General features: G+C 66.6%; 25 protein-coding genes and 2 pseudogenes. 14 read left to right on the top strand and 13 right to left on the bottom strand.

Going from position 1 to position 24,776, the window contains the following annotated elements; genetic code table 11:
* Nucleotides 1–422: 422 nt before the first annotated feature.
* On the bottom strand, nt 423–1,256 hold the full coding sequence (locus EO174_RS14885; protein WP_016905058.1) for an inositol monophosphatase family protein: 834 nt from the start codon (nt 1,254–1,256) through the stop codon (nt 423–425).
* 116 nt (nt 1,257–1,372) lie between these two features.
* On the opposite strand from EO174_RS14885, the gene EO174_RS14880 reads away from it, so the two are divergent.
* From EO174_RS14880 to EO174_RS14870, 3 genes are read left to right on the top strand one after another with little or no spacing between them, the layout of a single operon-like run.
* On the top strand, nt 1,373–2,146 hold the full coding sequence (locus tag EO174_RS14880) for an RNA methyltransferase (RefSeq protein ID WP_126945419.1): 774 nt from the start codon (nt 1,373–1,375) through the stop codon (nt 2,144–2,146).
* Between the two features lie 51 nt (nt 2,147–2,197).
* Nucleotides 2,198–3,127 (top strand): phosphate/phosphite/phosphonate ABC transporter substrate-binding protein, encoded by a 930-nt coding sequence (locus EO174_RS14875; protein WP_164739863.1) that lies wholly within the window; start codon nt 2,198–2,200, stop codon nt 3,125–3,127.
* On the top strand, nt 3,124–5,241 hold the full coding sequence (locus EO174_RS14870) for an EAL domain-containing protein (RefSeq protein WP_115676889.1): 2,118 nt from the start codon (nt 3,124–3,126) through the stop codon (nt 5,239–5,241). The genes EO174_RS14875 and EO174_RS14870 overlap by 4 nt, the downstream gene beginning before the upstream one ends.
* Before the next feature lie 119 nt (nt 5,242–5,360).
* Here the strand turns inward: EO174_RS14870 and epmB are convergent, their stop codons facing one another.
* A complete protein-coding gene (epmB, locus tag EO174_RS14865) occupies nt 5,361–6,389 on the bottom strand; it encodes an EF-P beta-lysylation protein EpmB (RefSeq protein WP_126945416.1) in 1,029 nt (342 codons plus the stop codon).
* 103 nt (nt 6,390–6,492) lie between these two features.
* Here epmB and efp point away from each other — a divergent pair, with 103 nt between their 5' ends.
* The 6 genes from efp to EO174_RS14835 all read left to right on the top strand — a co-directional run bounded on the left by efp (nt 6,493) and on the right by EO174_RS14835 (nt 11,516).
* Nucleotides 6,493–7,059: an elongation factor P gene (efp, locus tag EO174_RS14860; RefSeq protein ID WP_007962665.1), complete on the top strand. Its 567-nt coding sequence runs from the start codon at nt 6,493–6,495 to the stop codon at nt 7,057–7,059.
* 4 nt (nt 7,060–7,063) lie between these two features.
* On the top strand, nt 7,064–7,912 hold the full coding sequence (locus EO174_RS14855) for a hypothetical protein (protein WP_126945413.1): 849 nt from the start codon (nt 7,064–7,066) through the stop codon (nt 7,910–7,912).
* A gap of 18 nt (nt 7,913–7,930) precedes the next feature.
* Nucleotides 7,931–9,268, top strand: a complete 1,338-nt coding sequence (locus tag EO174_RS14850; protein WP_164740220.1) for a TRZ/ATZ family hydrolase — start codon at nt 7,931–7,933, stop codon at nt 9,266–9,268.
* 29 nt (nt 9,269–9,297) lie between these two features.
* The gene (ubiG, locus tag EO174_RS14845; RefSeq protein WP_104586175.1) at nt 9,298–10,017 is read left to right on the top strand and encodes a bifunctional 2-polyprenyl-6-hydroxyphenol methylase/3-demethylubiquinol 3-O-methyltransferase UbiG; all 720 of its coding nucleotides are present in this window, start codon (nt 9,298–9,300) and stop codon (nt 10,015–10,017) included.
* 115 nt (nt 10,018–10,132) lie between these two features.
* Nucleotides 10,133–10,798, top strand: coding sequence for a phosphoglycolate phosphatase (locus EO174_RS14840; protein ID WP_104586176.1), 666 nt, complete (start codon nt 10,133–10,135; stop codon nt 10,796–10,798).
* A gap of 28 nt (nt 10,799–10,826) precedes the next feature.
* Nucleotides 10,827–11,516, top strand: coding sequence for a phytoene/squalene synthase family protein (locus tag EO174_RS14835; RefSeq protein ID WP_126945407.1), 690 nt, complete (start codon nt 10,827–10,829; stop codon nt 11,514–11,516).
* A gap of 176 nt (nt 11,517–11,692) precedes the next feature.
* Here the strand turns inward: EO174_RS14835 and EO174_RS14830 are convergent.
* A pseudogene (locus EO174_RS14830) lies at nt 11,693–11,920 on the bottom strand (acyl-CoA thioesterase); the annotation flags it as partial.
* Nucleotides 11,921–11,943: 23 nt separating this feature from the next.
* Between EO174_RS14830 and EO174_RS14825 the strand changes: the two are divergent.
* On the top strand, nt 11,944–12,333 hold the full coding sequence (locus tag EO174_RS14825; RefSeq protein WP_206515075.1) for a hypothetical protein: 390 nt from the start codon (nt 11,944–11,946) through the stop codon (nt 12,331–12,333).
* Nucleotides 12,334–12,397: 64 nt separating this feature from the next.
* Here EO174_RS14825 and EO174_RS14820 read toward each other — a convergent pair whose 3' ends face one another.
* Both EO174_RS14820 and EO174_RS14815 read right to left on the bottom strand, forming a co-directional pair.
* Nucleotides 12,398–12,625, bottom strand: a complete 228-nt coding sequence (locus EO174_RS14820) for a hypothetical protein (RefSeq protein WP_126945401.1) — start codon at nt 12,623–12,625, stop codon at nt 12,398–12,400.
* 35 nt (nt 12,626–12,660) lie between these two features.
* Nucleotides 12,661–13,626 (bottom strand): tetratricopeptide repeat protein, encoded by a 966-nt coding sequence (locus tag EO174_RS14815; protein WP_126945398.1) that lies wholly within the window; start codon nt 13,624–13,626, stop codon nt 12,661–12,663.
* A 20-nt stretch (nt 13,627–13,646) separates the two neighbouring features.
* Between EO174_RS14815 and EO174_RS14810 the strand changes: the two are divergent.
* The 3 genes and pseudogenes from EO174_RS14810 to EO174_RS14800 form a co-directional block, all read left to right on the top strand.
* Nucleotides 13,647–14,004 (top strand): annotated as a pseudogene (locus EO174_RS14810) (transposase); the annotation flags it as partial.
* Nucleotides 14,005–14,275: 271 nt separating this feature from the next.
* Complete coding sequence (locus tag EO174_RS14805) at nt 14,276–14,764, top strand: pyridoxamine 5'-phosphate oxidase family protein (RefSeq protein WP_024940409.1); 489 nt, start codon at nt 14,276–14,278, stop codon at nt 14,762–14,764.
* Between the two features lie 182 nt (nt 14,765–14,946).
* Entirely contained in the window at nt 14,947–15,237 is a 291-nt protein-coding gene (locus EO174_RS14800) for a hypothetical protein (protein ID WP_024940408.1), read from the top strand.
* A 5-nt stretch (nt 15,238–15,242) separates the two neighbouring features.
* Here the strand turns inward: EO174_RS14800 and eutC are convergent, their stop codons facing one another.
* The 6 genes from eutC to yidD form a co-directional block, all read right to left on the bottom strand.
* On the bottom strand, nt 15,243–16,094 hold the full coding sequence (gene eutC, locus EO174_RS14795) for an ethanolamine ammonia-lyase subunit EutC (RefSeq protein ID WP_126945395.1): 852 nt from the start codon (nt 16,092–16,094) through the stop codon (nt 15,243–15,245).
* Complete coding sequence (locus EO174_RS14790) at nt 16,091–17,500, bottom strand: ethanolamine ammonia-lyase subunit EutB (RefSeq protein WP_126945392.1); 1,410 nt, start codon at nt 17,498–17,500, stop codon at nt 16,091–16,093. Before EO174_RS14790 ends, eutC begins: the two co-directional genes overlap by 4 nt.
* Nucleotides 17,497–18,861 carry an ethanolamine permease gene (eat, locus tag EO174_RS14785; RefSeq protein WP_115676897.1) on the bottom strand — a complete coding sequence of 455 codons (1,365 nt, stop codon included), beginning with the start codon at nt 18,859–18,861 and terminating at the stop codon, nt 17,497–17,499. Before eat ends, EO174_RS14790 begins: the two co-directional genes overlap by 4 nt.
* 207 nt (nt 18,862–19,068) lie before the next feature.
* Nucleotides 19,069–19,908, bottom strand: a complete 840-nt coding sequence (locus tag EO174_RS14780; RefSeq protein WP_164740219.1) for a M23 family metallopeptidase — start codon at nt 19,906–19,908, stop codon at nt 19,069–19,071.
* Nucleotides 19,908–21,257 (bottom strand): dihydroorotase, encoded by a 1,350-nt coding sequence (locus EO174_RS14775; RefSeq protein ID WP_115676899.1) that lies wholly within the window; start codon nt 21,255–21,257, stop codon nt 19,908–19,910. Before EO174_RS14775 ends, EO174_RS14780 begins: the two co-directional genes overlap by 1 nt.
* Nucleotides 21,254–21,547, bottom strand: coding sequence for a membrane protein insertion efficiency factor YidD (gene yidD, locus EO174_RS14770; RefSeq protein ID WP_104586168.1), 294 nt, complete (start codon nt 21,545–21,547; stop codon nt 21,254–21,256). Before yidD ends, EO174_RS14775 begins: the two co-directional genes overlap by 4 nt.
* A 90-nt stretch (nt 21,548–21,637) precedes the next feature.
* Between yidD and dksA the strand changes: the two genes are divergently transcribed.
* A complete protein-coding gene (gene dksA, locus EO174_RS23415) occupies nt 21,638–22,681 on the top strand; it encodes an RNA polymerase-binding protein DksA (RefSeq protein WP_126945386.1) in 1,044 nt (347 codons plus the stop codon).
* Nucleotides 22,682–22,930: 249 nt separating this feature from the next.
* On the opposite strand, the gene EO174_RS14760 is transcribed toward dksA, so the two are convergent.
* Nucleotides 22,931–24,181, bottom strand: a complete 1,251-nt coding sequence (locus EO174_RS14760) for an MFS transporter (RefSeq protein ID WP_104649019.1) — start codon at nt 24,179–24,181, stop codon at nt 22,931–22,933.
* The gene (locus EO174_RS14755) at nt 24,178–24,615 is read right to left on the bottom strand and encodes a SufE family protein (protein WP_016903219.1); all 438 of its coding nucleotides are present in this window, start codon (nt 24,613–24,615) and stop codon (nt 24,178–24,180) included. The genes EO174_RS14760 and EO174_RS14755 overlap by 4 nt, the downstream gene beginning before the upstream one ends.
* Nucleotides 24,616–24,776 lie beyond the last annotated feature (161 nt).

Raw genomic sequence — 24,776 nt, 5'->3', positions numbered from 1 at the left:
GCACGCTGTTGTAGGAGCGACCCTGGTCGCGAGAGGCTTTACCGGGAAAGCCCGTCGCGCTCGGGCGCGCTCCTACGTCGTGCGGCGCCATTGGTTGGCGTGGAGCTGGAACGCACAAGGCCGGGAGCGATCCCGGCCTTGTGCATTCTGCTGCACGCTGTGATGTAGGAGCGACCCTGGTCGCGAGAGGCTTTACAGGGAAAAGCCCGTCGCGCTCGGGCGCGCTCCTACATCGTGCGGCGCCATTGGTTGGCGTGGAGCTGGAACGTACAAGGCCGGGAGCGATCCCGGCCTTATGCACTTTGCTCCAAGCTGTTGTAGGAGCGACCCTGGTCGCGAGAGGCTTTACCGGGAAAGCCCGTCGCGCTCGGGCGCGCTCCTACGTTGTCGGCGGCGATTGGAGCTCGGCTCTCCGGCGGCGATCAGAACTTGGCGTCGAACTCGCGGGCGTAGCCGGTGTTGACGATGACCTTCTGCAGGGCGTCGCTGATCTTGATGTTGCCGGCCACGATCTGCTGCGTTTCCGGACCCATGTTGTCCATCCGCGGCGGGGTGGCGCCCTTGTAGTCGCAGACGCGGCCACCGGCTTCGCGCACCAGCAGCACGCCGGCCGCGATGTCCCAGGCTTTGACGCCGGCTTCGAAATACGCATCGGCGCGGCCACAGGCCACATAGGCCAGGTCCAGTGCGGCAGAACCGGTACGACGCACGTCTTCGGCCTGCACCAGCAGCGCGTCGACGCACTTCAGCTGCGCACTGATGCGTGCGCGCTCGCGCGGCGGAAAGCCGGTGTGGACCATCGCGCCTTCCAGGTCCTTGCGTTCGGCAATGCGGATGCGACGGTCGTTGAGCACTGCGCCGGCGCCGCGGCTGGCGGTGAACAGCTCGTTGCGCAACGGGTCGAAGATCACCGCATCGGTCGGCTCGCCGTTTTCCACCAGCGCGATGGACACGCAGTAATGCGGGAAGCCGCGCAGGTAGTTGCTGGTGCCATCCAGCGGGTCGATGACCCATGTGTAGCGGCCACTCTTGCCGCCTTGCACGCCGCCTTCTTCGCCGAACACGGCGTACTCGGGGTAGCCGCGCTTGAGTTCCTTGATGATGACCTTCTCGGCATCGGCATCGACTTCGCTGGCGTAATCCATGCGGCCTTTCTGCACCACATTGAGCGCATCGAGCTTGTTGATGCCGCGCAACAGCACATTGCCGGCGAGGCGGGCGGCTTTGACCATGACGGTGACGGCGGGTTTCTGCATGGTTAAAGCTCCCGTGAAGGCAGAATCGAAAATGGCGAAGGTAAAAGAGCGGTCCGGCACCAAAGCCGGCCGCGCAGTTTACCATCTACGGCCGAATCGCTCCCCAATCTCCGTTCATGTCCGTCAGCCAGCGCATCCGTTTTGTTCTTGTCGGCACCCAGCACCCAGGCAACGTCGGCGCCGCCGCGCGTGCGATGAAGACGATGGGCGTGTCGCGCCTGGTGCTGGTGGCGCCGGAGCGTGCGCTCGACGAAGACGCGTATCGGCGTTCGGCCGGCGCCGAGGACGTGCTCGGCGAGGCGCCGATCTTCGCCACCCTGGCCGAGGCGGTGGCCGATTGCACCCTGGTGATCGGCTGCACCGCGCGTGCGCGCCGGGTCGCGCTGGAAGAGCTGCCACCAGACGCGGGCGCGCGCCGCGCCTGGTCCAAGGCCAGCGAACCGGCCGAGGTGGCGATCGTGTTCGGCCGCGAGCGTACCGGCCTGACCAACGACGAGCTGCAGCTCTGCCACGCGGCGCTGCATATCCCCTCCGACCCGGCGTTCAGCTCGCTCAACCTGGCGGCGGCGGTACAGGTGGTGGCGTACGAAGTCCGGCTGGCGCAGCTGGCGGCGGGCGAGGCAGAGCCGGCCCCGGCAGCGGCTGCAACGGGCGGCGCGCTGCGCGACGGCCCGGCCAGCCATGCGCAACTGGAGGGCATGTTCGGCCAGTTGGGCGACACCCTGGACGAGATCGACTTCCACAAGGGGCGCGCGCCGGAGTCGGCGATGCGCAAGCTGCGGCGGCTGCTGCTGCGCGCGGACATGAGCGAGCAGGAGGTGCGGTTGCTGCGCGGCATTCTGTCCGATGCGCAGCGCATGGCCATGCTGGCAAAGCGCGCCGGAAGCTGACGTCTGTCACATCTCGAAAGATTCGGCTAGGCTGTCGGCGGCTCTAGGGGAGTGTCCGTTTTGCGCGGTCTACGATGGTGTCTGATTGCCTGCGGGCTGTTGGCGGGGGCAGGCCTGGCCGCGACGGCGACGGCGGCGCCTTCCCCGGTCTTGGTGCTTGGACGGATCAGCGACGATCCCGCCACGCATTACGCGCAACTCAAGCCCTTGCTGGATTACGTGGTGCCGCGCATGCGCGAGGTGGGTATCCGCCGTGGCGAAATCCTGATGGCGCCGGATGCGCGGCAGATGTCCAGTTACCTGCGGCGTGGCCGGGTCGACTGGGTCAGCGAGACCACCGGCGCGGCGATGCTGCTGGAACAGCGCGGCAGTGCGCATCCGCTGGTGATGACCGAGCGCGATGGCCTGCGCGAGTTCCACACGGTGTTCTTCGTCCGGCGCGACAGCCCGATCCAGTCGCTCAAGCAATTGCGCGGCCACACCCTGGCATTGCAGAACGCCTCCTCCACCAGCGGCTATCTGCTGCCGATGCTGGAGCTGGTGCGCAACGGCATCGCCTGCGACGTGCTGCTGTCGCCGGACGACAGCCGGGTGCCGGGCTCGGTGGGTTACCTGATGGTCGGGTCGAAATTGAATATCGCCGCGTTCGTGCATCAGCACCTGATCGATGCGGGTGCTTTCAGCAATGCCGACTGGGACGACGAGCGCCACCTGCCACCGGTATTCAAGCGCGACTTCCGCATCGTGCATCGCAGTGCGCCGGTACCGCGCGCGGTGGAGATGGTGCGCACCGGCATGGACCCGGCGGTGGAGCGGCGGCTGCGCGTGGTGCTGCTGCAGGCGGCGTCCGATCCGAAGGCCGGGCCGGCCTTGAAGCGCTTTTTCGGCACCACCGCCTTCCACCCGCTGGATGAGGCCAGCCGCCGGCGCCTGGATGCGCTGAGCGCCGGGTTGCGACGTGTCAGGGATCACGTGGAATGACTCAGATGCGCTTCGGGCTGCAGGCACGCTTTCTCTTGGTGATGGCACTGACGCTGTTGCTGGTCGGTGCCATCCTGGCGTCGCTGCTGCAGCGCCAGAGCGCGATGCAGCGCGAGGTGCGCGGGCTCAGTGCGCAGATCCTGCACGAGCTGTTCGATCGCAGCCTGCGCACGCGCGGCGAGACCCTGGCCACCGAACTGGCGAACGGTCTGGCCAATCCGCTGTACTACTCGGACCTGGGCGCAGTGGGGGCCCTGGTGCGCAATGCCGCGCGGCAGCAGGTGGTGAGCTACGTGCTGGTGTTCGACCGACGCGGCCGGCTGGTGCACGACGGCTCGCCCAACCTGCAGCATTACGGTCAGGCCATGACCGACCCGCTCGCCTTCAAGGCGGTGACGGCGCGCGCCATGGTGTTGCAGTCCTCGCCGGAGGTGCTGGACGTGACCGTGCCGATCAAGATCGGCGACCAGCGTATCGGCGGCGTCCGGGTGGGCATGTCGCTCGAGCGGGTGCGCAGGATCGAATCGGGCGCCAACCTGACCCTGGTGCAGAACCTCAACGCGATCGGCAAGCGCGATCTGGGCTGGCTGCTGGTGCTGCTGGCCGCGTTGGTCGCGCTGGGTGTGCTGTTGGCCATCTATGTGCAGCGCACCCTGGTGGCGCCGGTGCGGTTGCTGGCCGCGGCCGCGCGCCAGATCGAGCGTGGCGACTATGCGGTGCAGTTGCCGCCGCATCCGCGCAACGACGAGATCGGCGAGCTGATCTCCGCCTTCGGCCGCATGAGCGAGAGCATCGCCCGGCACGATCGCGAGGTGCGCCACATGGCTTACACCGATGCGCTGACCGGCCTGACCAACCGGCTGGGATTTCGCGAAGGCCTGGATCATCTGCTCAACACCGCCCGCAGTACCGACAGCAAGCTGGCGCTGCTGTTTGCCGATATCGACGACTTCAAGCGCGTCAACGACACGCTGGGCCACGAGGCCGGCGACGAGGCCTTGCTGCAGTTCGCCAGCCGCATCAGCCGCGCGGTCGGCGCATTGGGCGGCGACGATGCGATCCTGGCGCGCTTCGGTGGCGATGAGTTCGTGATCCTGCTGCAGAACGGCGATGTCAGCCTGCTCGCCGCCCAGCTCGCCGACCGGCTGGTGCACGAGTTGAGCCGCCCCTTGAACGTGCAGGGCCGGGAGGTGTTCCTGGGTACCTCGATCGGCATCACGCTGTTCCCGGACGATGCCAGCAATGCCACTGCGTTGTTGAAGAACGGCGACATCGCGATGTATCAGGCCAAGGTCGCCGGCAAGAACTGCCATCGTTTCTACAGCCGCGCCGCCGACCATGCGGTGGAGCGGCGTGTGCACATGGAGCACGAGCTGCGCGGGGCCTGGGATCGCGATGAGTTGCGGCTGGTCTATCAGCCGATCTACCGCACCAGCGACCGTGTGCTGGTGGGGGTGGAAGTGCTGTTGCGCTGGCAGCACCCGGCGCTGGGCACGATTGCGCCGTCCACCTTCATCGATATCGCCGAGCAGAGCGGCCTGATCGAGGTGATCGGCCCCAAGGTGCTGCGCGCGGCCTGCCTGGAAGCGGCGCAATGGCCGGTGGTGGGCGATGGCCTGTTCATCTCGGTCAATGTCTCGCCGCGTCAGCTGCGCAGTGGCGACCTGATCGACACGGTGGCCGAGTGCCTGGCCGAGTCCGGCCTGCCGGCTGCGCGGCTGCATCTGGAGCTGACCGAAACGGCGGTGATCGGCGACGAAATGATGGCCGCCAGCCTGCTCGATCAGCTGCACCGCACCGGCGTGAAGGTCTGGCTGGACGACTTCGGTACCGGTTTCTCCGGCCTGAGCCACCTGCGCCAGGTGCCGGTGGACGGGGTCAAGATCGACAAGAGCTTCATCGCCGACCTGCAGCGCGACCCGGACGATCTGGCGCTGACCACGGCCATCATCGGCATGGCCCATTCGCTGGGCATCACGGTGGTGGCCGAGGGCATCGAGCAGGAAGCGCAGTTCAACCTGCTGCGCGAGCGCGGCTGCGACCTGGGCCAGGGCTACTGGTTCAGCCGCCCGCTGAGCCCGGCCGATATGGTCAAGCTGATCGCGGCCGGCTGATCGGCGTAGGAGCGCACCCGGGCGCGACGGCGGGGCTTTACCGGGCAGCCGAGGCTTTATCAGGAAGGCTTCGTCGCGCCCGGGTGCGCTCCTACGGGTCCCGTGTGTGGCGGCCTTGGTTACAGCGGCCGCTTGCCGGTATCGCCGGGGATTTCGCGCACCAGGCGCGGCACCAGATAGCCGGACAGGCGCGCGGCCAGCTCGGTGTGCAAGGCGCGCGCGCGGGCATCGTCCACTTCGAAATGCGCCACGCCAGCGACCCGGTCGAGCTGGTGCAGGTAATACGGCAGCACGCCGGCGGCAAAGCTGCGTTCGCTCAGTGCCGCCAACGCGTCCACGCTGTCGTTCACGCCGCGCAGCAGCACGGCCTGATTGAGCAGCTGCGCACCGGCCTCGCGCAGGGCGCGCATGGCGGCGTCCACCGCGCCGTCGAATTCGTTGGCATGGTTGGCATGGACCACGAAGGCCACCGGCCATGGCAGGCTGCGCAGCCAGGCCAGCAGCGGCGCATCGACGCGCTCGGGCAGCACGATCGGCAGCCGGCTGTGGATGCGCAGGCGTTTGACATGCCCGATGGCGGCCAGCGCGTCGGTGAGTTCGGCCAGCTTGCCGGTGGCCAGCGACAGCGGGTCGCCGCCGGACAGCAGCACTTCGTCGATGCCGGGGTCGGCCGCGATCGCGGCGACCGCGTCGCGCCATCCGTCGCGCGCGGCGGTTTCCTCGGCATACGGGAAGTGGCGGCGGAAGCAGTAGCGGCAGTGCACCGCGCAGCTGCCGGTGGCGATCAGCAGGGCGCGTCCGCGGTATTTCTGGATCACGCCGTCCGCGATCTTGGCGGCACCATCGCCGACCGCATCCAGGTCAAAGCCCGGCACCAGCCGCATTTCATCGTCCAGCGGCAGCACCTGGCGCAGCAGCGGGTCGTGCAGGTCGCCACGGCGCATGCGCGCCACGAATGCCTGCGGCACCCGCAGCGGGAACTGGGCGGCGGCTGCGTCGCTGATCCCGGCCGCCTGCGCGTCCAGGCCCAGCAGCGCCAGCAGCGCGCGCGGGTCGCGCACGGCGTCGCGCCACTGCTGCTGCCAGCGTGGCGGCTGCAGGGTGGGAGGCGGAGATGGCTGCAAGGCGAGGGGGGCTGCGGGTATCATATGCGGTCACAAAACCAATGCCCGCCGGTTGCGGCGGGCGCCCCATTCTAATCCGACCTGCCACGGCCTGTGGCAGGTCGTGGTCTTATCGAGGAGCTGCACCATGGCCACTGTTGGCATGAACGACGTCAAGAACGGCATGAAGATCCTGGTCAACAACGAGCCGGCGGTCATCACCGAAACCGAATACGTCAAGCCGGGCAAGGGCCAGGCCTTCACCCGCATGAAGTACCGCTTCATCAAGTCCGGGCGCGTGGTCGAAATGACCATGAAGGCGACCGACGACGTGGAAGTGGCCGACGTGGTCGATACCGACATGCGTTACCTGTACAGCGATGGCGAGTACTGGCACTTCATGGACCCGGAAACCTTCGAGCAGGTGCAGACCGACAAGGCCGGCATGGGCGGCGCCGACAAGTGGCTCAAGGGCGAGGAAGACTGCATCGTGACCTTGTGGAACGGCACCCCGATCTGGGTGCAGCCGCCGAACTTCGTCGAGCTCAAGATCACCGAGACCGACCCGGGCGTGCGCGGCGACACCTCCGGCGGCGGCGGCAAGCCGGCCACGCTGGAAACCGGCGCAGTGGTACGCGTGCCGTTGTTCGTCAACCAGGACGAGATCATCAAGGTCGACACTCGTTCGGGCGAATATTCGGCGCGCGTCAAGTAAGACGATGCGTCCGGGACACTGGCCTGAGCTAGCGGTACGCGGTGCCAGTGTCGGGTTGGGGCTGTGGGCTGCGCTGCTTGGGTGCCCGGCGTTGGCGCAATCGGCGGCCGCAACGTGCGACGCCGGTGACGTGGCTGCCGTTGCGGCCATTGCAACGTCCGGCGTCGTCGGCGGCGCTGCCGCCACGCTGCCGGTCGACCGTCTGGTGGCCCAGGCCTGCAAGCCGTGGCCGAACGACCCGGCGATCCGGCTGGCGGCACTCGCATTTGCTGGCGACGCGGAGGCCGTGCCTGGCGAGCGCGACCTTGAGTTGCGCGTGGCCATGCTCGATGCCGCCAGCGGCAAGGTGCTGGCGTTCTACGCGCAGGCAATGGGCGAGGACGCCGCCTTCGAACTCGCTGCCGACAGCCTGCGGCTGGATACCGCGCGTTACGACCTGGCCAAGGGCGTGCGCGCGATCGGCGTGGTGGTGCGGAGTGCTGCGCGCGGGCCCAGCTGCCCGGATTTTTACAGCAATCAGGCGTTGACCCTGCTGGTGCGCGAGGGGCGCAGCCTGCGCCCGGTGCTGCAGCGCGATCTCTATGCATGGCGACGTGTGAGAGGCGAGCCGTGCAGTCTGGGGAAGGGCGATGTGATCACCGACGTCGCCAATCTGAGCGTGAGCATGGCGCCGCAGGGACATGCCGGCTATGCGGACATCGTGCTGACAGCCAATGTGTCTACCGTGGAGAGCGCCGCTGGCAGCGACACCGATACCGAACGCACCCGTCGCGTGCGCCAGGTGCTGCACTACAACGGCCAGCGCTATGTGCCGGTGGCCAATGACGATTCCCGCTGGCCGTTCGATAACTAACCTTTTATGGATCCGCTCATGACCAATGCCCCTCCCGAAGTGTGCGACCTGTTGATCGAAGCCGGTTACGTGGTGCCGATCGAGCCGCATGCGGTGGTGCTCGACGATCACGCGGTGGCGGTGCACAACGGCGTCATCGTGGCGATCCTGCCGACCGCCGAGGCGCGCCTGCGATTTGCGCCGACCCGGACCGTCTCGCGTCCGGAGGCAGCCTTGATCCCGGGCCTGGTCAACGCGCATACCCACAACCCGATGACGCTGCTGCGCGGCGTGGCCGACGATCTGCCGCTGATGGTGTGGCTGCAGCAGCACATCTGGCCGGTGGAGGCGGCGGTGATCGGGCCGGAATTCGTGGCTGACGGCACCACGCTGGCGATCGCCGAAATGCTGCGTGGCGGGACCACCTGCGTCAACGAGAACTACTTCTTCGCCGATGTGCAGGCGGCCGTCTACAAGCAGCACGGCTTCCGCGCGCTGGTCGGCGCGGTGATCATCGATTTCCCCACCGCCTGGGCATCGTCGGACGACGAATACTTCGCACGGGCCGGCGAGCTGCACGACCAGTGGCGCGACGATCCGCTGATCAGCACCGCGTTCGCGCCGCATGCGCCGTACACGGTCAACGACGCCAACTTCGAACGCGTGCGCATGCTGGCCGACCAGCTGGATCTGCCGGTGCATCTGCATACGCACGAAACCGCGCAGGAAGTGGCCGATTCGATTGCGCAGTACGGGCAGCGGCCGCTGGCACGCCTGGACCGCCTGGGGCTGGTCAACGACCGCCTGATCGCTGTCCACATGACCCAGCTCACCGACGCGGAAATCCATCTGTGCGCCGAGCGCGGTGTCAGCGTGGTGCACTGTCCGGAGTCCAACCTCAAGCTTGCCTCGGGCTTTTGCCCGGCCTGCGCGCTGCAACGTGCCGGCGTGAATCTGGCCATCGGCACCGACGGCTGCGCCAGCAACAACGACCTGGACATGTTCAGCGAGAACCGTACCGCAGCGATCCTGGCCAAGGCAGTGGCCAACGATGCGACCGCATTGGATGCTGCCACCACGCTGCGCGCGGCCACGCTGGGCGGCGCGCGTGCATTGGGCTTCGGCGACAGGATCGGCTCGATCGAAATCGGCAAGCAGGCCGATCTGGTCTGCGTCGACTTGTCTGCACTGGAGACCCAGCCGCTGCATCATGTGCTGTCGCAACTGATCTACGCCGCCGGCCGTCACCAGGTCACCGATGTGTGGATCGCCGGCAAGCCCAAGCTGGTGCAGCGCGAGCTCATCGACATGGATGCCGCTGCCCTGGTCGCCAATGCGCGGCAGTGGCGCGAGCGCATCCGCACCGTCCGCGCCTGAGCGCGCGTCATCCCATCACGGAGCTCCGCATGAATCCGAATACCCAATCCACGTCCAGCAACTTCCATCAGAGCGAGCTGGACAAGTTCGCGGCATTGGCCAACCGCTGGTGGGATGCCGACGGCCCGCAGAAGCCGCTGCATGCGCTCAATCCGGTGCGCCTGGACTATGTGTCCGCACGGCTGGGCCTGGCCGGTGCGCGCGTGCTCGATGTCGGCTGCGGCGGCGGCCTGCTCAGCGAGTCGATGGCGCGCTTGGGCGCGCAGGTCACGGCGATCGATCTGGCGCCGGAGCTGGTCAAGGTGGCGCGCCTGCATAGCCTGGAATCGGGCGTGCAGGTGGATTACCGCGTGCAGTCGGTGGAAGACCTGGCCGCCGAACAGCCGGGCAGTTTCGATGCGGTGACCTGCATGGAGATGCTCGAGCACGTGCCGGACCCGACCGCGATCATCCGCGCCTGCGCCAGCCTGCTCAAGCCCGGCGGCAAGCTGTTCCTGTCCACGCTCAATCGCACCCCGGCCGCGTTCGCGCTGGCGGTGGTCGGCGCCGAGTACATCGCGCGGCTGCTGCCCAGGGGCACGCATCACTACAAGGATTTCATAAAGCCGGCAGAACTTGCGGCCTGGTTGCGCAGCGCCGAGCTGCAGCTGGCAGACGTCAGCGGCATGCTGTACGAGCCGTGGCGCAATCGCGCGCGCCTGTCGTCGCGCACCGAGGTCAATTACCTGGCCTATGCGGTGAAGCCGTGACGAGCGGGGATTGGGCAGTGGAGATTCGGGATTCGCAACGGCACGTGCGTGTTTGATGTCGGCCGAATCGCAAGCTACCGATGACGGCAGGCAAGCGCAGAGCGGCGGGGCGGCGATGAGGTTTCCGCGTGCGGTGTTGTTCGATCTGGATGGCACCTTGCTGGATAGTGCGCCGGACATGCTGGCGACCGTCAATGCGATGCTGGAGGAACGTGGGCGCGCGCCGATGGCGTTGGCGCAGTTGCGTCCGGTGGTGTCCAAGGGCGCGCGCGCGATGCTGGCAGCGGCGTTTCCCGAACGCGATGCGGTCGAGCGCGATGCGCTGGTACCGGAATTCCTGCGTCGTTACGAAGGCTTGATCGGCACGCAGTCGCAGCTGTTCGACGGTGTCGACGAACTGCTGCTGCGGCTGGAGCGCGCCGGTTGCATCTGGGGCGTGGTCACCAACAAGCCCGAATATCTGGCCCGGCTGATCCTGCCGCAGCTGGGGTGGGAGCGGCGCTGCGCGGTGCTGATCGGCGGCGATACGCTGGCCGAGCGCAAGCCGCACCCGTTGCCCTTGCTGGCAGCGGCCGAGCGCATCGGCGTTGCGCCGGCGCAGTGCGTCTACGTCGGCGACGACGAGCGCGACATTCTGGCCGCGCGCGCGGCGGCGATGCCGTCGGTGGCGGTGTTGTGGGGCTATCGGCTGCACGACGACGAGCCATCGCGCTGGCAGGCCGACGTGCTCGTGGCGCAGCCGCAGGCACTGTGGGACGCCGTGGCGTGGCCGCAGATCTGATCCTCTTTCGTTTTCTTCTGGACCCGCCATGAGCCAATCCAGCGCTCTCGACAGTTTTCTCGACAAGTGGCGCACCCGCTGGCCGGAGTGGTCGGTTGCCGAGCCATTCATTCCCGAGCCGCAGCGACGCCTCACGGCGGCCTGGTTTGCGCTGCTGCAGGAATGGGAAGACATCATGAACATCGCCGGCGACCCGTTGCCGGCCGACGCCAAGCTGGCATGGTGGCAGCAGGAGTTGCGCGATTGGTCGCAGCAGCGCTCGCGCCATCCGCTGGGGCGTGTGCTGGAGCCGGTGCCTGCGCCATGGGCGCAACTGGCCGATGCCTTGCCGGCCATGCAGGACGCGCGGGCGCAGCCGCAATCGCTGCAGCAGGCGTTGGCGAGATTGCGGGCCTTCGCCGAGGCCGTGGTCGCCGTGGAAGCCGCGCTATTTGCGCGCACCCATCCTGGCGATGCCGCTGCGGTGGCGCTGCAATGGCTGGACGCCCGCCAGCGGGTGGCCGGCGACAGCGCCGCGCCCGGTGACATGACGCTCGCCGCATGGCGCACGCAGTTGCTGCGCGCCTGGCCGCGCAAAGCGGCGTTGGCGCGCCCGCATCGGGTATGGTCGCGGCTGGCCCGCTTGCGCCTGCAGCGCGAGCTTGCCGGCAAGGCAGCGTATCCACCGCCGGTGCAGCAGCTGTGGCATAGCTGGCGTGCTGCCAGCGGCGCGGACTGAGCGCGCGGATCGGCGGTTCCGTCAGTGCACGATCAACGACGTGGCGAAGGTTCCGCAATCGCAGGAAAGACAACGCCTGTCGGCGTACCGCATCACACGGCTTGCCGACAGGCGAGGGTGGCAACGTCTACGCGCTGCGATCCGGCGACGCGGATGACCTGGTGTGGCAGCCGTCGGTCCGCGCTGCCGGCACCGCTATTGCCGTATCCGTAGCAACGGTTGGCTGAATTGACACGGGTGCTGCTGCAGTATGGGCGGCTGACGGTGGATGCATTGCATGGTGCGGTCTTGCGGATGTGGCTGCCCAGGCTGGAATTGCGCACCGTGACCTGGCCATTGGGCGAGCTACCGTTGACGTAGGCGGACAGGCTGCTGCCGACGCCCTCGTCCCAGGCGCGCCCTAGGTCGGTGCGATACATTTATTTATATGAAGGTGAAAATGCATTTTTTAACTGAAACACCATTTATCGTCGGCATTTTAATGACTGCCATTGGTTTGTTCGTGATGTTTTCAATCTTCAAGCCTGATAAAAACGAGTTGGTGGATATAAGAAACTGGAAGACCAAGGGGGAATGGCATGGTGAAATAATGACTACCGAGCCTAAAAGCTGGTCGCCAACAGACACCAAGCATGGTGATGAATTCTTCTATGATTTCAAGGTATCACTTAATATTGCTGGAAAACGGAATCTACATACTGCGAAAGGGTTGGTAAGGCCAAATGACATTCATAAATTAAAGAAAGGCATTAAAGTCATTGTTAAATATAGTGAGGATAAGCCGCCAAAAGTCGCTGTAATTGATATCTTGTATTAGTCCTTGCGGCAAGGAAAGGACATAAAAAAGGTCCTTGAGGCGCTATCCGCCGATCTGCGCTGTCCTACATCAGGCCGGCGGCGCGGACGCAGCCGCCCACATGCACGGCCAACTTCGGCGCCAGCTTGGTGCGCTGGGTGGCGATGCTGGCGTACGGGATACGGTGGCGCATCGCGTACTTCGCCGGATGTGTCGACAGATCGTGGGCCAGCGGGGCAATCCCGCTAATCTGCAGATCGGGCGGCAGGCCCAGATCACCCTGTATGGCTGCATTACCCAGCGCCTCTCTCAAGAGCCGTTGAGGATTCTCCGCAAGGTCATCGCGATTCAGATCAGCAAACGATCGATCAACGCCTGCTCGTAATCGTTGAGAGGCTGATTTTCGTAGAGCTTGTCGGAGGCGTCGACTAGCGCCCGGCCCTCGACTTCACGCCCACTTTCGCCATACACGTGGCCAAGGTTCTCCAGCGACTGCAGGTTGCCGTGCTTGGAGAAGGAAATCAGATACCAGCGCTCGGCCGCCTCGAGTTCGCCCAGGCGGTGGTAGGCCACCGCCAGATTGTGCTGGGCGTAGACGTGATCGGATTCCAGCGCCTGCAACAATGCCTGCCTGGCCTGCTGGTAGTCCTCGAGCTGCAGGTACAGCAGGCCGAGATTGTTGTAGCCGTCGACATTCCCCAGCTCGGCAGCGCGCCGATAGGCCTGCTCGGCCTGCGGGTAGCGCTTGGCGTGCAGATGGACGTCGCCAAGCAGGTTCAGCGCCTCCGCATGATCGTGGCGCACGGCGTTGTCGAGGTGCTCGACGGCGGCGTCGTGATCGCCGTCCTGATAGGCCATGCTGCCGAGGTAGAAGTGGCTGCGGGGGCAATCGTACGCGGCGGCTTTCCGGAAGTATTGGCGGGCGGCGTCGTGATCACCCTCCTGGAAGGCCATGCTGCCGAGGTTGTAGTGGCTGCCCGGATAATCGTGCTCGGCGGCCCTTTGGAAGTGGTGGCGGGCGGCGTCGTGATCACCGTCCTGATAGGCCAAGATGCCGAGGTTGTAGTGGCCGCCGGGATAATCGTGCTCGGCGGCCATCTGGAAGTGTCGATGAGCGTCGGCGTGATCTTCACGCGCCAGGCTCACCGCGCCAACGCCGTTCATCCAGCGCGGGTCGGCGGGGCACGCCTTGGCAAGGGTCTGGAAGGACTCCAGCGCGGTGTCCAGATCCTGCTCGCGAAACGCCGCCCACGCCTGCTCACTGAGCGCGGTCGCCTGCTCGTCACTGAGGTTTTTTTTATTCATGAACCACATGATGTTTCCTGCCTTGCGAGCAGGTCAAGGATGTGTGCCGTGAGCCGGGTATTTCCGATGCGACGTACTACGTCTGGAAGTCCAGGTACGGCGGCACGGAAGCCTCCGACGTGCAGCGGCTGCGTGATGTTGAAGCCGAGCACGCCAAGCGCAAGCGGATGTATGCCGAGTTGGGCAATGGAAAACCATGCGTTGAAGGATCTGATCGCAAAAAAGCTGTAGACCCGGCGCATAAGCGCCCGCTTCTTGCCTGGCTCATTGAGCAGCATGGCTGCAGCGAGCGCCGGGATGAAGCTCAATCAGCGTCGTGGCAGCAGGCGTCGGGTCCCTACGCGCTATCCCCAACCGTTGGCGTGCGGAGCAAGCCCCAATGCCGGGCGGCCTTGCAGGCGAGCTTACTGACATGGTTGCTACAGCTGCCCGGCGTCGAGGCGCAATGTTCGAGGGCTTTGCTGGCATCACGCTCTGCAAGGTGACAGCGTCGCAAACACGCAGCATGGGCGGTCGCCATTTATGCAGGTGCACCATTGCAGAGGGGCCGATCGCGTTGCCGCCGTGTGCAGGCGGGAGTGCGCATCGTCACATGCCGTGGGCAGGGAGACTTCCAGACTGAACCACCCGCGTAGATACGCGCATGTGAGACACCGAGATGGCAGATCCCAAAGAGCTGCAGGAAAAATTCTGGAAAGCCCTGAAGTCCGATCGCACCGTGATGCTGGGCCTGGATGGCGTGGAAGATGGGCATGCACGCCCGATGACGGCGCAGATCGAAGGCGATAGCGGTGGCCCGATCTGGTTCTTCACCTCCAAGGACAATGCGCTGATTGCCATGCTGGGGCAGGGCCGCCGCGTCATCGGTGCCTTCAGCAGCAAGGGGCACGACCTGTTCGCCAGCATCAGCGGCTCGTTGCGCGAGGATACCGACCCGGCCGTGGTCGAACGTCTGTGGAACCCGCATGTCGCGGCCTGGTATGAAGGCGGCAAGGACGATCCCAAGCTGGCGCTGCTGCGCCTGGATACCGATCACGCGCAGATCTGGCTCAACGGTTCCAGTCTGCTGGCCGGCATCAAGGTGCTGTTCGGCGTCGACCCGAAGAAGGATTACCAGGACAAGGTGGCGGACGTTCCGCTGCGCTAAGGCCTGAACGATGCAGGCGCGATCTTCGCGATGGCGCCTGCATCGTCTTCATTCACGTGCTGTCGCTTGCGCAGGTTCCGGCCCGGTTGTGAGGCTTGATCGGCACCAGCGGCTGACTGCATGCAGGAACGCCAAAGGCGCCACGCGTCCATGTGCCGTGCGCCTTCCACAGGAGAAGCGAGATGCAACAGATCGAAATCGGCCAGATGGTGTTTTTGCGCGACGGCGAAGTCGGCGTCGGTGCAATTCGCGAGATTCGCAAGGATGGCGCCGAGCTCGTCGTCAATATCGAAAACGGTGGCGACTTCGTGCTGCCGGCGACGGTGGTGCGCGATGTGCATTCCGGCAAGGTGATGCTGGATGTCGAGCAACTGCCGGAAGAGGTACGCAATGCCTTGCGTCACCCACACGACAATGAATTGCCGACCAGCACCTACGCGGCCAGCGATCCGCAGGATGGCGCACTCAAGTAGATCGGCTAACGTCGACTACGTTCGACATCCTGCGGCAAACCATCGGGAAGTAGAAACGTCCGTGGTGCGGCGTCGGGCAGGCCGGCCGACGGCAGCGCCGGTTGCTCGGCCTCGTCCTTGAGTTGCACGCCGGACAGCTTGCGTCGGAACGATTCGCGCAGCAGATACCCGAGCTTGTGGGTGGCATCGGCGTAGCTCAGCCCTTCGGTGCGGATGTTGGAGATGCAGTTGCGCGCCGCGTCGGTCAGGCCCACCCGCGGGGTGTAGGTCAGATACAGGCCCAGGCTGTCGGGCGAGCTCAGGCCTGGTCGTTCGCCGATCAACACGATCACCAGGCGGGCCTTGAGCAGTTCGCCGACCTCGTCGCCGATGGCGACGCGGCCTTGCGCGACCAACACCACCGGCGCCAGCGACCAGCCTTCGTGCGCGGCCAGGGCGTCGATATGCTCCACCATCTGCGCTGCATGCCGATGCACGGCCAGTGCAGAGAGTCCATCGGCGACCACGACAGCCACATCGTGTCCGCCGCCATGTACGGCGGTCAGGCCACGCAGATGCGCGGCCGCCTCCTCGCCCAGGCGCCGGCCCAGATCCGGACGTTGCAGGTAGGCATGCCGATCCACCGCCGCGCTGTGCAGCAGAATGCTGTCGCGCCCACGCTGTTTCAGCGCTGTCTGCAGTGGCTGTGGATCGAACGCCAGATGCACCGCATCGCGTGCCTGCGCATGCGCCAGCTGGAAATCCAGGTGCGCGGCGGTCGGCAGGCTGGTGCCGACGCGTCCCAGCGCGATGCGCGCCGGTGTGAGCCGGCGCAGGTGTGCCCAGGCATCGCGTGGTGGGGGGGGCGGGGCGCTCATTGCGCGCCGCCGGTGTGCAACTGCTCCAGCGCACGCCGGAACGGTGCGGGAAGTTCGCTGCCGAGTTCGAAGCGGCCATCGCGCAGCCGCAGGATGCCTTGCTGTTCCAGCCAGTGTTCGAACTCGGGCGCGGCGCGCAGGCCGAGCGTCTGGCGCGCATACAGCGCATCGTGGAACGAGGTGGTCTGGTAGTTGAGCATCACATCGTCCGAGCCGGGAATGCCCATGATGAAGTTGATGCCGGCGGTGCCGAGCAGGGTCAGCAGCACGTCCATGTCGTCCTGATCGGCTTCGGCATGATTGGTGTAGCAGATGTCGCAGCCCATCGGCACGCCGAGCAGCTTGCCGCAGAAGTGATCCTCCAGCCCGGCACGGATGATCTGCTTGCCGTCGTAGAGATACTCCGGGCCGATGAAGCCGACCACGGTGTTCACCAGCAGCGGCTTGAACTGCCGTGCCACCGCATAGGCGCGCACCTCGCAGGTCTGCTGATCGACGCCATGATGCGCGTTGGCCGACAACGCGCTGCCCTGGCCGGTCTCGAAATACATCACGTTGTCGCCGACGCTGCCGCGCCGCAACGCCACCCCGGCGTCATGGCCTTCCTGCAACAGCGCCAGATTGATGCCGAAGCTGGCATTGGCCGCCTCGGTGCCGGCGATGGACTGGAACACCAGGTCCACCGGCACGCCGCGGTTGATCGCCTCGATGGTGGTGGTGATATGCGCCAGCACGCAGGACTGGGTCGGGATCTGGTAACCGCTGATCACCGCATCGAGCATGCGCAGCAACGCGGTGGTGGCGGCCAGGCTGTCGCTGGCAGGATTGATGCCGATCACCGCATCGCCGTTGCCGTACAACAGGCCGTCGAGCACGCTGGCGGCGATGCCGGTGGCATCGTCGGTGGGGTGGTTGGGCTGCAGGCGCGTGGACAGCCGCCCGCGCAAGCCCAGCGTGTTGCGAAAGCGCGTGACCACGCGGGTCTTCTGGGCGACCAGGACCAGGTCCTGCACGCGCATCAACTTCGAGACCGCTGCCACCATCTCCGGCGTCAGCCCGGGTGCCAGTGCGGTCAGCGCCGCTTCGTCGACCTGCGCACTCAGCAGCCAATCGCGAAAGCCGCCGACGGTGAGGTGCGCCACCGCGGCAAACGCGGCCGCATCGTGCTGGTCGACGATCAGGCGGGTGACCTCGTCCGCTTCATACGGCACCACCGCTTCCTCGAGGAAATGCCGCAGCGGCAGGTCCGCCAGCGCCATCTGCGCCGCCACCCGCTGCAGCCCGGAGTCAGCGGCGAGCCCGGCCAGTTGGTCGCCCGAGCGCGGCGGCGTGGCCTTGGCCAGCAGGGTCTTGAGATCGGCAAACCGGAAGCGCTCGCCGCCTGCGCTGAACGCGAACCCGCTCATCTGGCACTGGCCGCCGGCGTGGCCTGGCCGCGCAGGCTCAGCACGCAGCACAGCCCGCCGAACAGCAGCAGGCCCACGAAGATCAGCGCCACGATCGGGTTGAACCAGACCATCGCCACCAGGCACACCAGCGCCAGCAGCAGCGCGATGGCCGGCACCACCGGATAGCCCGGCGCGCGAAAGCTGCGCTCCAGCCCGGGTTCGGCTCGGCGCAGCTTGAACAGGCTGAGCATGCTCATCACATACATCACGATCGCGCCGAACACCGACATGGTGATCATCGCCGCGGTCAGCGACATGCCCTGGATCTTGACCACGCTGTCGCTGCAGATCGCCGCGATGCCGATCGCGCCGCCGGCCAGGATCGCCCGATGCGGCGTGCGAAAGCGCGACAGCCTGGCCAGGCCGTGCGGCAGGAAACCGGCACGCGCCAACGCGAAGAACTGGCGCGAATAGCCCAGGATGATGCCGTGGAAGCTGGCCACCAGGCCGAACAGGCCGATCCACACCAGCATATGCAGCCAGGTCGAACTGTTGCCGACCACCGCCTTCATCGCCTGCGGCAACGGGTCATTGATGTTGGAGAGCTGACGCCAGTCGCCGACCCCGCCCGCGAACACCATCACGCCCAATGCCAGCACCACCAGGGTGAGGATGCCGGCGATGTAGGCACGCGGAATCGTACGCTTCGGCTCCTTCGCTTCTTCGGCCGCCATCGCCGCACCCTCGATCGCCAGAAAGAACCAGATCGCGAACGGGATCGCGGCGAAGATGCCGGAGATCGCCGCCGGGCCGAACGTGTTGCTGCCGGCCCAGCCGTTGGCGGCAAAGCGCGCAACGCTGAACCCCGGCGCCACCACGCCCATGAACACCAGCAGCTCGATCACCGCCAGCAAGGTCACGATCAGTTCGAAGGTGGCGGCGATCGCCACACCGACGATGTTCAAGCCCATGAAGATCGCATACGCACCGATCGCGGCGATGCGCGGGTCCAGGGTCGGGAATTGCACATTGAGATAGGCGCCGATGGCCATCGCAATGGCCGGCGGCGCGAACACGAACTCGATCAGCGTGGCCAGGCCCGCCAGCATGCCGCCATAGGTGCCGAACGCGCGCAGGCTGTAGGCGAACGGCCCGCCCGCATTGGGAATGGCGGTGGTCAGCTCGGTGAAGCTGAAGATGAAGCAGGTATACATCACCGCGACCAGCAGCGTGGTCACCAGAAAGCCCAGCGTGCCGGCAGTGCCCCAACCATAGCTCCAGCCGAAATATTCGCCGGAAATCACCAGGCCCACGGCGATCCCCCACAGTTGCCAGGTGCCCAGGGTGGGTTTGAGCTGCTCGTTGCGCATGTCGCACATCTCCTGCGGTCGGGGGAGGGGAGATGAAGCGGTCCGGCGCCTAAACGCGGGACCGACCGCCAGCGACCGCCCGCCCGCTGCTGCGGGACGACGATCCACGGTCGTTCCGGTTATACCCCAAAGGCCCGCGGCGAACACGAGCACGGCGGGTGGGGCGCAGCGACCATGCCGCCACGCGCCAGCCTTGTTCGGATCCCGACGCTCCGACTATTGATTGCGTTCCAGCACCAGCAACGGATCGATCCGCACGTCGAACCAGTTCATTCCCCAATGCAGGTGTGGCCCGGTGGCGCGCCCGGTGGCACCGACCGCGGCAATCACCTGGCCTTGCTCCACCCGGTCGCCCACCTTCACGTCGATGCGCGACAGGTGCAGGAAATTGGAGCTCACCCCGAAGCCATGGTCCAGCAGCACGGTGCCGCCGGTCAGGTACAGGTCCGGCGCGGCGAAGGTCACCACGCCGGCGGCCGGCGCCTTGACCGGCGTGCCAGTGGGCACGGCGATATCCATGCCCGAATGGCCGGCACCGGGCTGGCCGTTGTAGACGCGTGCATTGCCGAAGCGCCCGCTGATGCGGCCCTGCACCGGCCAGATGAAGGCTTGCGCGAAATCGGGGCGGGCATCGTCGCGATCGCGCGCGGCGGTGACCTGCGCCTGCTCGCGCTTGATCCGCTCGGCGATCGCCGCAGGCGGATTGACGGTCTTGGGCGGCACGCCGTTGACGCGTTCCACCGGCCAGTCGCGCGGCGTCACTGTAATGCTGGCGGTCTGCGTGCTGCCATCGGGCCGGGTGATCTGCACCTGCAACGGGCCGGTGGCATCGCGGCCGATGCCGAACACCACGCTGCCGTAGCCGCTGACGCGCAGCGTGCGGCCGGCGTACTGCACCTGGCTACCCGCCGGCACCTTGCCGATCACCAGCGCGCCCTGCGACGCGCTTTGCGGAAACACCACGTCCGCCGCCGCCGCGGACTGCGCAGCGGCGCTGCCGACGGCGAGCGACAGCGGCGCCAGCGCAAGCCAGGCGCCAAGCAGGGCTGCGCGCATCAGCGGTCGAAGGTCAGGCGCTGGCCGGCGGCACTGCCGAGCAACTGTTCGCCATCCCACACCTGCTGGCCGTTGACCCAGGTCGCGGCGATGCGCGAGCGGAACGTGGTGCCTTCGAACGGCGACCAACCGCACTTGGACAGCACCTGCTCGCGCTTCACGGTGAACGGGGTGTTGTCGATCATCACCAGGTCGGCGAAATAGCCTTCGCGCAGGAAGCCGCGTTCTTCCACATCGAACAACTGCGCCGGGGCATGCGCGAACTTCTGCACGATGCGGGTGATCGGCAGCTTGCCCTCGTGCACCAGTTCCAGCGCGGCGACCAGCGCGTACTGCACCAGCGGCAGGCCGGAGGGCGCCTGCGCGTAAGGCTTCTGCTTCTCTTCCCAGGTGTGCGGCGCATGGTCGGTGGCGAGCACGTCGATGACGTCCTCGGCCAGCGCCTCGATCAGCGCCACGCGGTCCTCGGCGTCCTTGATCGCGGGGTTGCACTTGATCAGGTTGCCCAGCCGCGCGTAATCGCTGCGGTCAAAGCGCAAGAAGTGGATGCAGGTCTCGGCGGTGATGCGCTTGCGCAGCTTGCCGTCGGCATCGACCAGCGGGCCGGCCTCGAACAGCGCCAGCTCGTCGGCAGTGGAGATATGCAGCACGTGCAGGCGGGTGTTGTGCCTGCGCGCCAGCGCCACCGCCAGCTGCGACGACTTCAGGCAGGCCTGCCGCGAACGGATGTCCGGATGCATCTCCGGGGTCAGCGCGTCGCCGTATTTCTCCTTGTACTGGGCCAGCGTCGCATCGATGGTCGGGGTGTCTTCGCAGTGGGTGATGATCGGCGTCGGTGCGTCGCGGAAGATCGCGTCCAGCGTCTCGGGGTTGTCGACCAGCATGTTGCCAGTGGAGGCGCCCATGAACACCTTGATGCCCGGCGCGGTCTTCGGGTCCAGGGTCTGGATCGCAGCCAGGTTGTCGTTGCTGGCGCCCATGTAGAAGCCGTAGTTGGCCCAGGCGCGCCCGGCTGCAGCGTCGTACTTGGCCTGCAGTGCGGCCGCGTCCAGGGTCGGCGGATTGGTGTTGGGCATGTCCATGAAGCTGGTCAGGCCACCGGCCACCGCGGCGCCGGATTCGGTCGCGATGTCGCCCTTGTGGGTCAGGCCCGGCTCGCGGAAGTGCACCTGGTCGTCGATCATGCCCGGCAGCACCCAACGTCCGGCGGCGTCCACCACGGTGTCGCCGGCGGCCGGGGGGATCTTGCTGGCAATCTTCGCGATGCGGCCGGCGTCGATCAGCAGATCGGCGTCGAATTCCTTGCCTTCATTGACCAGGCGGGCGTTGACGATGAGGGTTCGGCTCATGGATGAGGTCCTTTGCAACTGCAGGAAGGGGAGACGGGCGAGGCTGCAGACGCAGGCGCGTCGGGCACGGGATCGAACCCGCCCGGATGGAATGGATGGCAGCGGCCGAGCCGGCGCGTGGCCAGCCAGCAACCGCGCAGTGGGCCGAAGCGGCCGATCGCGGTCATCGCATACTCCGAGCAACTGGGCGCAAAACGGCAGCGCGGCCCCAGCAAGGGGCTGATGAACCGCTTGTAGAAGCGCAGCAGCGCGATGAGCAGGCGTGAGATCACTTGCCAATGATATGCCACTTGGATTAATACGTGGTTGCCGGGGGTCCGTGGGGTAAGCTATAAAGGCCCGCTTTCCCGGGCCCCGGGGGAACCAAGGATGAGCGTTTCGTGGCTGCTAAAAAACCTGCAAAAAAGGCCGTAGAGGCCGCCAAGAAGTCCGCCAGACCCGTTGCGAAGAAGGCAGCGGCGCCCGCCGCTGCAAAACCGGCCGCCAAGCAGGCGACACCGCCCGCCAAGCCGCCTGTCGCCAAGAAGGCAGCTGCGACGAAGACCACGGCCAAGCCGGCGCCGGTCTCCAAGAGCGCAGCGTCCAAACCCGCGGCCTCCAAACCTGTAAAATCTCCTGTCGCCAAGAGTGCTGCCAAGCCGGCGGCGAACAAGGCAGCTCCGGCTGCCGCCAAACCGGCCGCCAAGCCGGTGGCGCCCAAGTCCGCACCGAAGCCGGCTACCAAGTCGGCTCCGGCCAAGTCAGTCCCGGTCAAGGCTGAAAAGCCCGCGCCCGCACCGGCCTCCAAGGCCGTCCCTGCGAAGCCGGCAAAGCCTGCGACCCCGTCACCTAAGAATCCCGTGCCCGTTTCGAAATCTTCAGCAAAAACGCCAACCAAAACCGAAGCCCCCGCCAAGCCCGCCGCGACCCGTCCGGTCGGCAAGGTGGCCGTGGCCGTGACCTCCAAGCCGTCCAGCCCGACCCCCAAGACCAAGTACAAGGTGGTCGAGTACAAGACCGATGAAGCCACCGGTCGTCCGATCCTGCCGCAGGGCTACAAGCCTGCAGCCGATGAGGAGTACATGAGCAAGCTGCAGCAGGAGTACTTCCGTCAGCGGCTGCAGAGCTGGCGCAACGACCTGGTCGAAGAGTCCAAGCAGACCATCGAAAACCTGCGCGAAGAAGTGCGCGACATCGGCGACGAAGCCGAGCGTGCCACGCGCGAGACCGAGAACTCGCTGGAGCTGCGCACCCGCGACCGTCACCGCAAGCTGATCGGCAAGATCGACAGCACGCTCAAGCGCCTGGAAGACGGCGATTACGGCTATTGCGTGGACACCGGCGAAGAGATCGGCATCGACCGCCTGGAAGCGCGTCTGACCGCCGAGCGCACCATCGACGCCCAGGAGCGTTGGGAGCACCTGCAGAAGCAGCAGGGCGACTGATCGTTCGACAAGGTCCAGGCCTTGTCCGTCGACTGAAAAACCCCGCCATGTGCGGGGTTTTTTGTGCGCATCGCGCACACGCAATGGCGTTCGATGCATCGACATGCCCGACGCAGGGCAGGCGGCTTGGTGGGCGTCGCTTGCCTGATGTGGGCCCGATGTACGCGCGTGCCGTGCCCGGCCCGGCCCGGCATACGCAGCGAAACAGTGCCGGCTGCATTGGCAACCGGCACCGCATCGTTGCAGGGCTCACTGCAGGTCGCGCAGATCCAGCTTGCGCAGCTTGGGCGCCTTCCACGCGGTGGTGGCGACCACGCCCAGGGTCACGCAGCCGCCGATCACCACCGCCGGCACCAGGCCGACCAGGCGCGCCATCACCCCGTCGTAGAACGCGCCCAGCTCGTTGGACGAGCCGATGAAGATGCCGTTGATCGACGACACCCGGCCGCGCATCGCATCGGGCGTGGCCAGCTGCAGGATGGTCTGGCGCACCACCACCGACACGCCGTCGCACATGCCGTACACCAGCAGGATCGCCGCCGACAGCCAGAAGTGCCGCGACAGGCCGAATGCGATCGTGCACAGCCCGAAGCCGGCCACCGACAGCATCAGGATGCGCCCGGCATTGCGTTGCAGCGGGTGCCGGGCCAGCCACACCCCGACCACGATCGACCCCAGCGCCGGGGCACCGCGCAGGATGCCCAGGCCTTCCGGGCCGTAATGCAGGATGTCGTGGATGAAGGCCGGCAGCATCGACACCGCGCCGCCCAGCAGCACCGAGAACATGTCCAGCGCCATCGCGCCCAGCATGATCTGGTTGGACAGCACGAACTGCGCCCCTTCGGCGATGCTGCGGAAGATCGGCGCGCGCGGGCCTGTGTTGACCGGCTCGCTGACCCGCAACAGCGCCAGTGCCAGGATCGCCACCAACGCCACGCTGGCGGCCACGCCATAGGCCAGCCCCTTGCCGCCCCAGCCGACCAGCACGCCGCCCAGCGCCGGGCCGATCACCATGCCGGCCTGGAAGGTGACGCTGCCGATGCTGGCGCCACGGGCGAAGGCCTCGCGCGGCAGCGCACGTGCGAACAGCGCGTTATAGACCGGCGACAAGAACGAGCGTGCCGCACCGGTCAGCGCGATGGCTGCATAGATCGGCCACACGCCTTGCACCGGCAGCCAGCCATGGGTGATGGCCAGCAACAGCAGCGCGGTGGCGACCAGGCCCAGCACCGCGATCGTGCCCAGGCGGCGGCGCGGCAGGTGATCGACCAGATAGCCGGCAAACGGCGCGATGCAGAAGAACGGCAGGATCTCCGCCAGGCCGATCAAGCCGAGCGAGAGCGGATTGCGGGTGATCTCGTAGATATGCCAGCCGACCGTGACCGCGACGATCTGGTACGACAGCATCGCCGCCACGCGATACAGCAGCACCAGGCCGAAGCCGGGGTGGGCGAGCAGCGTACGCAGCGAGGCGGCGGGCGAGGGCGTCGGCGTACTCACTGCTGCGCGCGGGCGGTGTCGCGGATGAAGGCCAGCATGGCCGCCACGCCGTTACTGCGGGTCGGCGACAGATGCTTGGCCAGCCCGATTCCGGCGATGTAGTCCGGCTCTGTGGCCAGGATCTCCTGCGCGCTACGCCCGGAGTACACGCGCAAGGCCAGATAGATCAGCCCGGACACGATCGCCGAGTCGCTGACGGCGTGGAAGTCCAGCCGCTCGGCATTGCCCTCCGGCACGATCCACACCATCGACTGGCAGCCATGCAGGCGGTGTTCTTCGGTCTTCCACTGTTCGGGGAAGCTGGGCAGCTTGCGGCCCAGGTCGATCAGGTACTGGTAGCGCTCGGACCAGTCGCCGAAGAAGGAGAACTCCTCGGCGATGGCGGCCTGTGCGTCGACGGCGGTGGGTTCGAGCGGGAAGGGGGTGGTGGTCATCAAAAATCCAGAGTCGGTCGGTGATCGCGCTGCCCGGCGACACAGCAAGGGTGCCCCTCTCCCGCCGGGGCGAGAAGGCGCGGTTTGCGCGCCATGGGCGCGCGTGCCTTGGAGCGCCCGCGCCGCCAGCGCGGGCCGGGGCGCGGAGCGGGGGTTGGGGG

This window comes from Xanthomonas sp. BRIP62418 (assembly GCF_003993495.1).
Taxonomy (GTDB): Bacteria; Pseudomonadota; Gammaproteobacteria; order Xanthomonadales; family Xanthomonadaceae; genus Xanthomonas; species Xanthomonas euroxanthea.
This window is presented reverse-complemented; position numbering and strand designations above follow the sequence as displayed.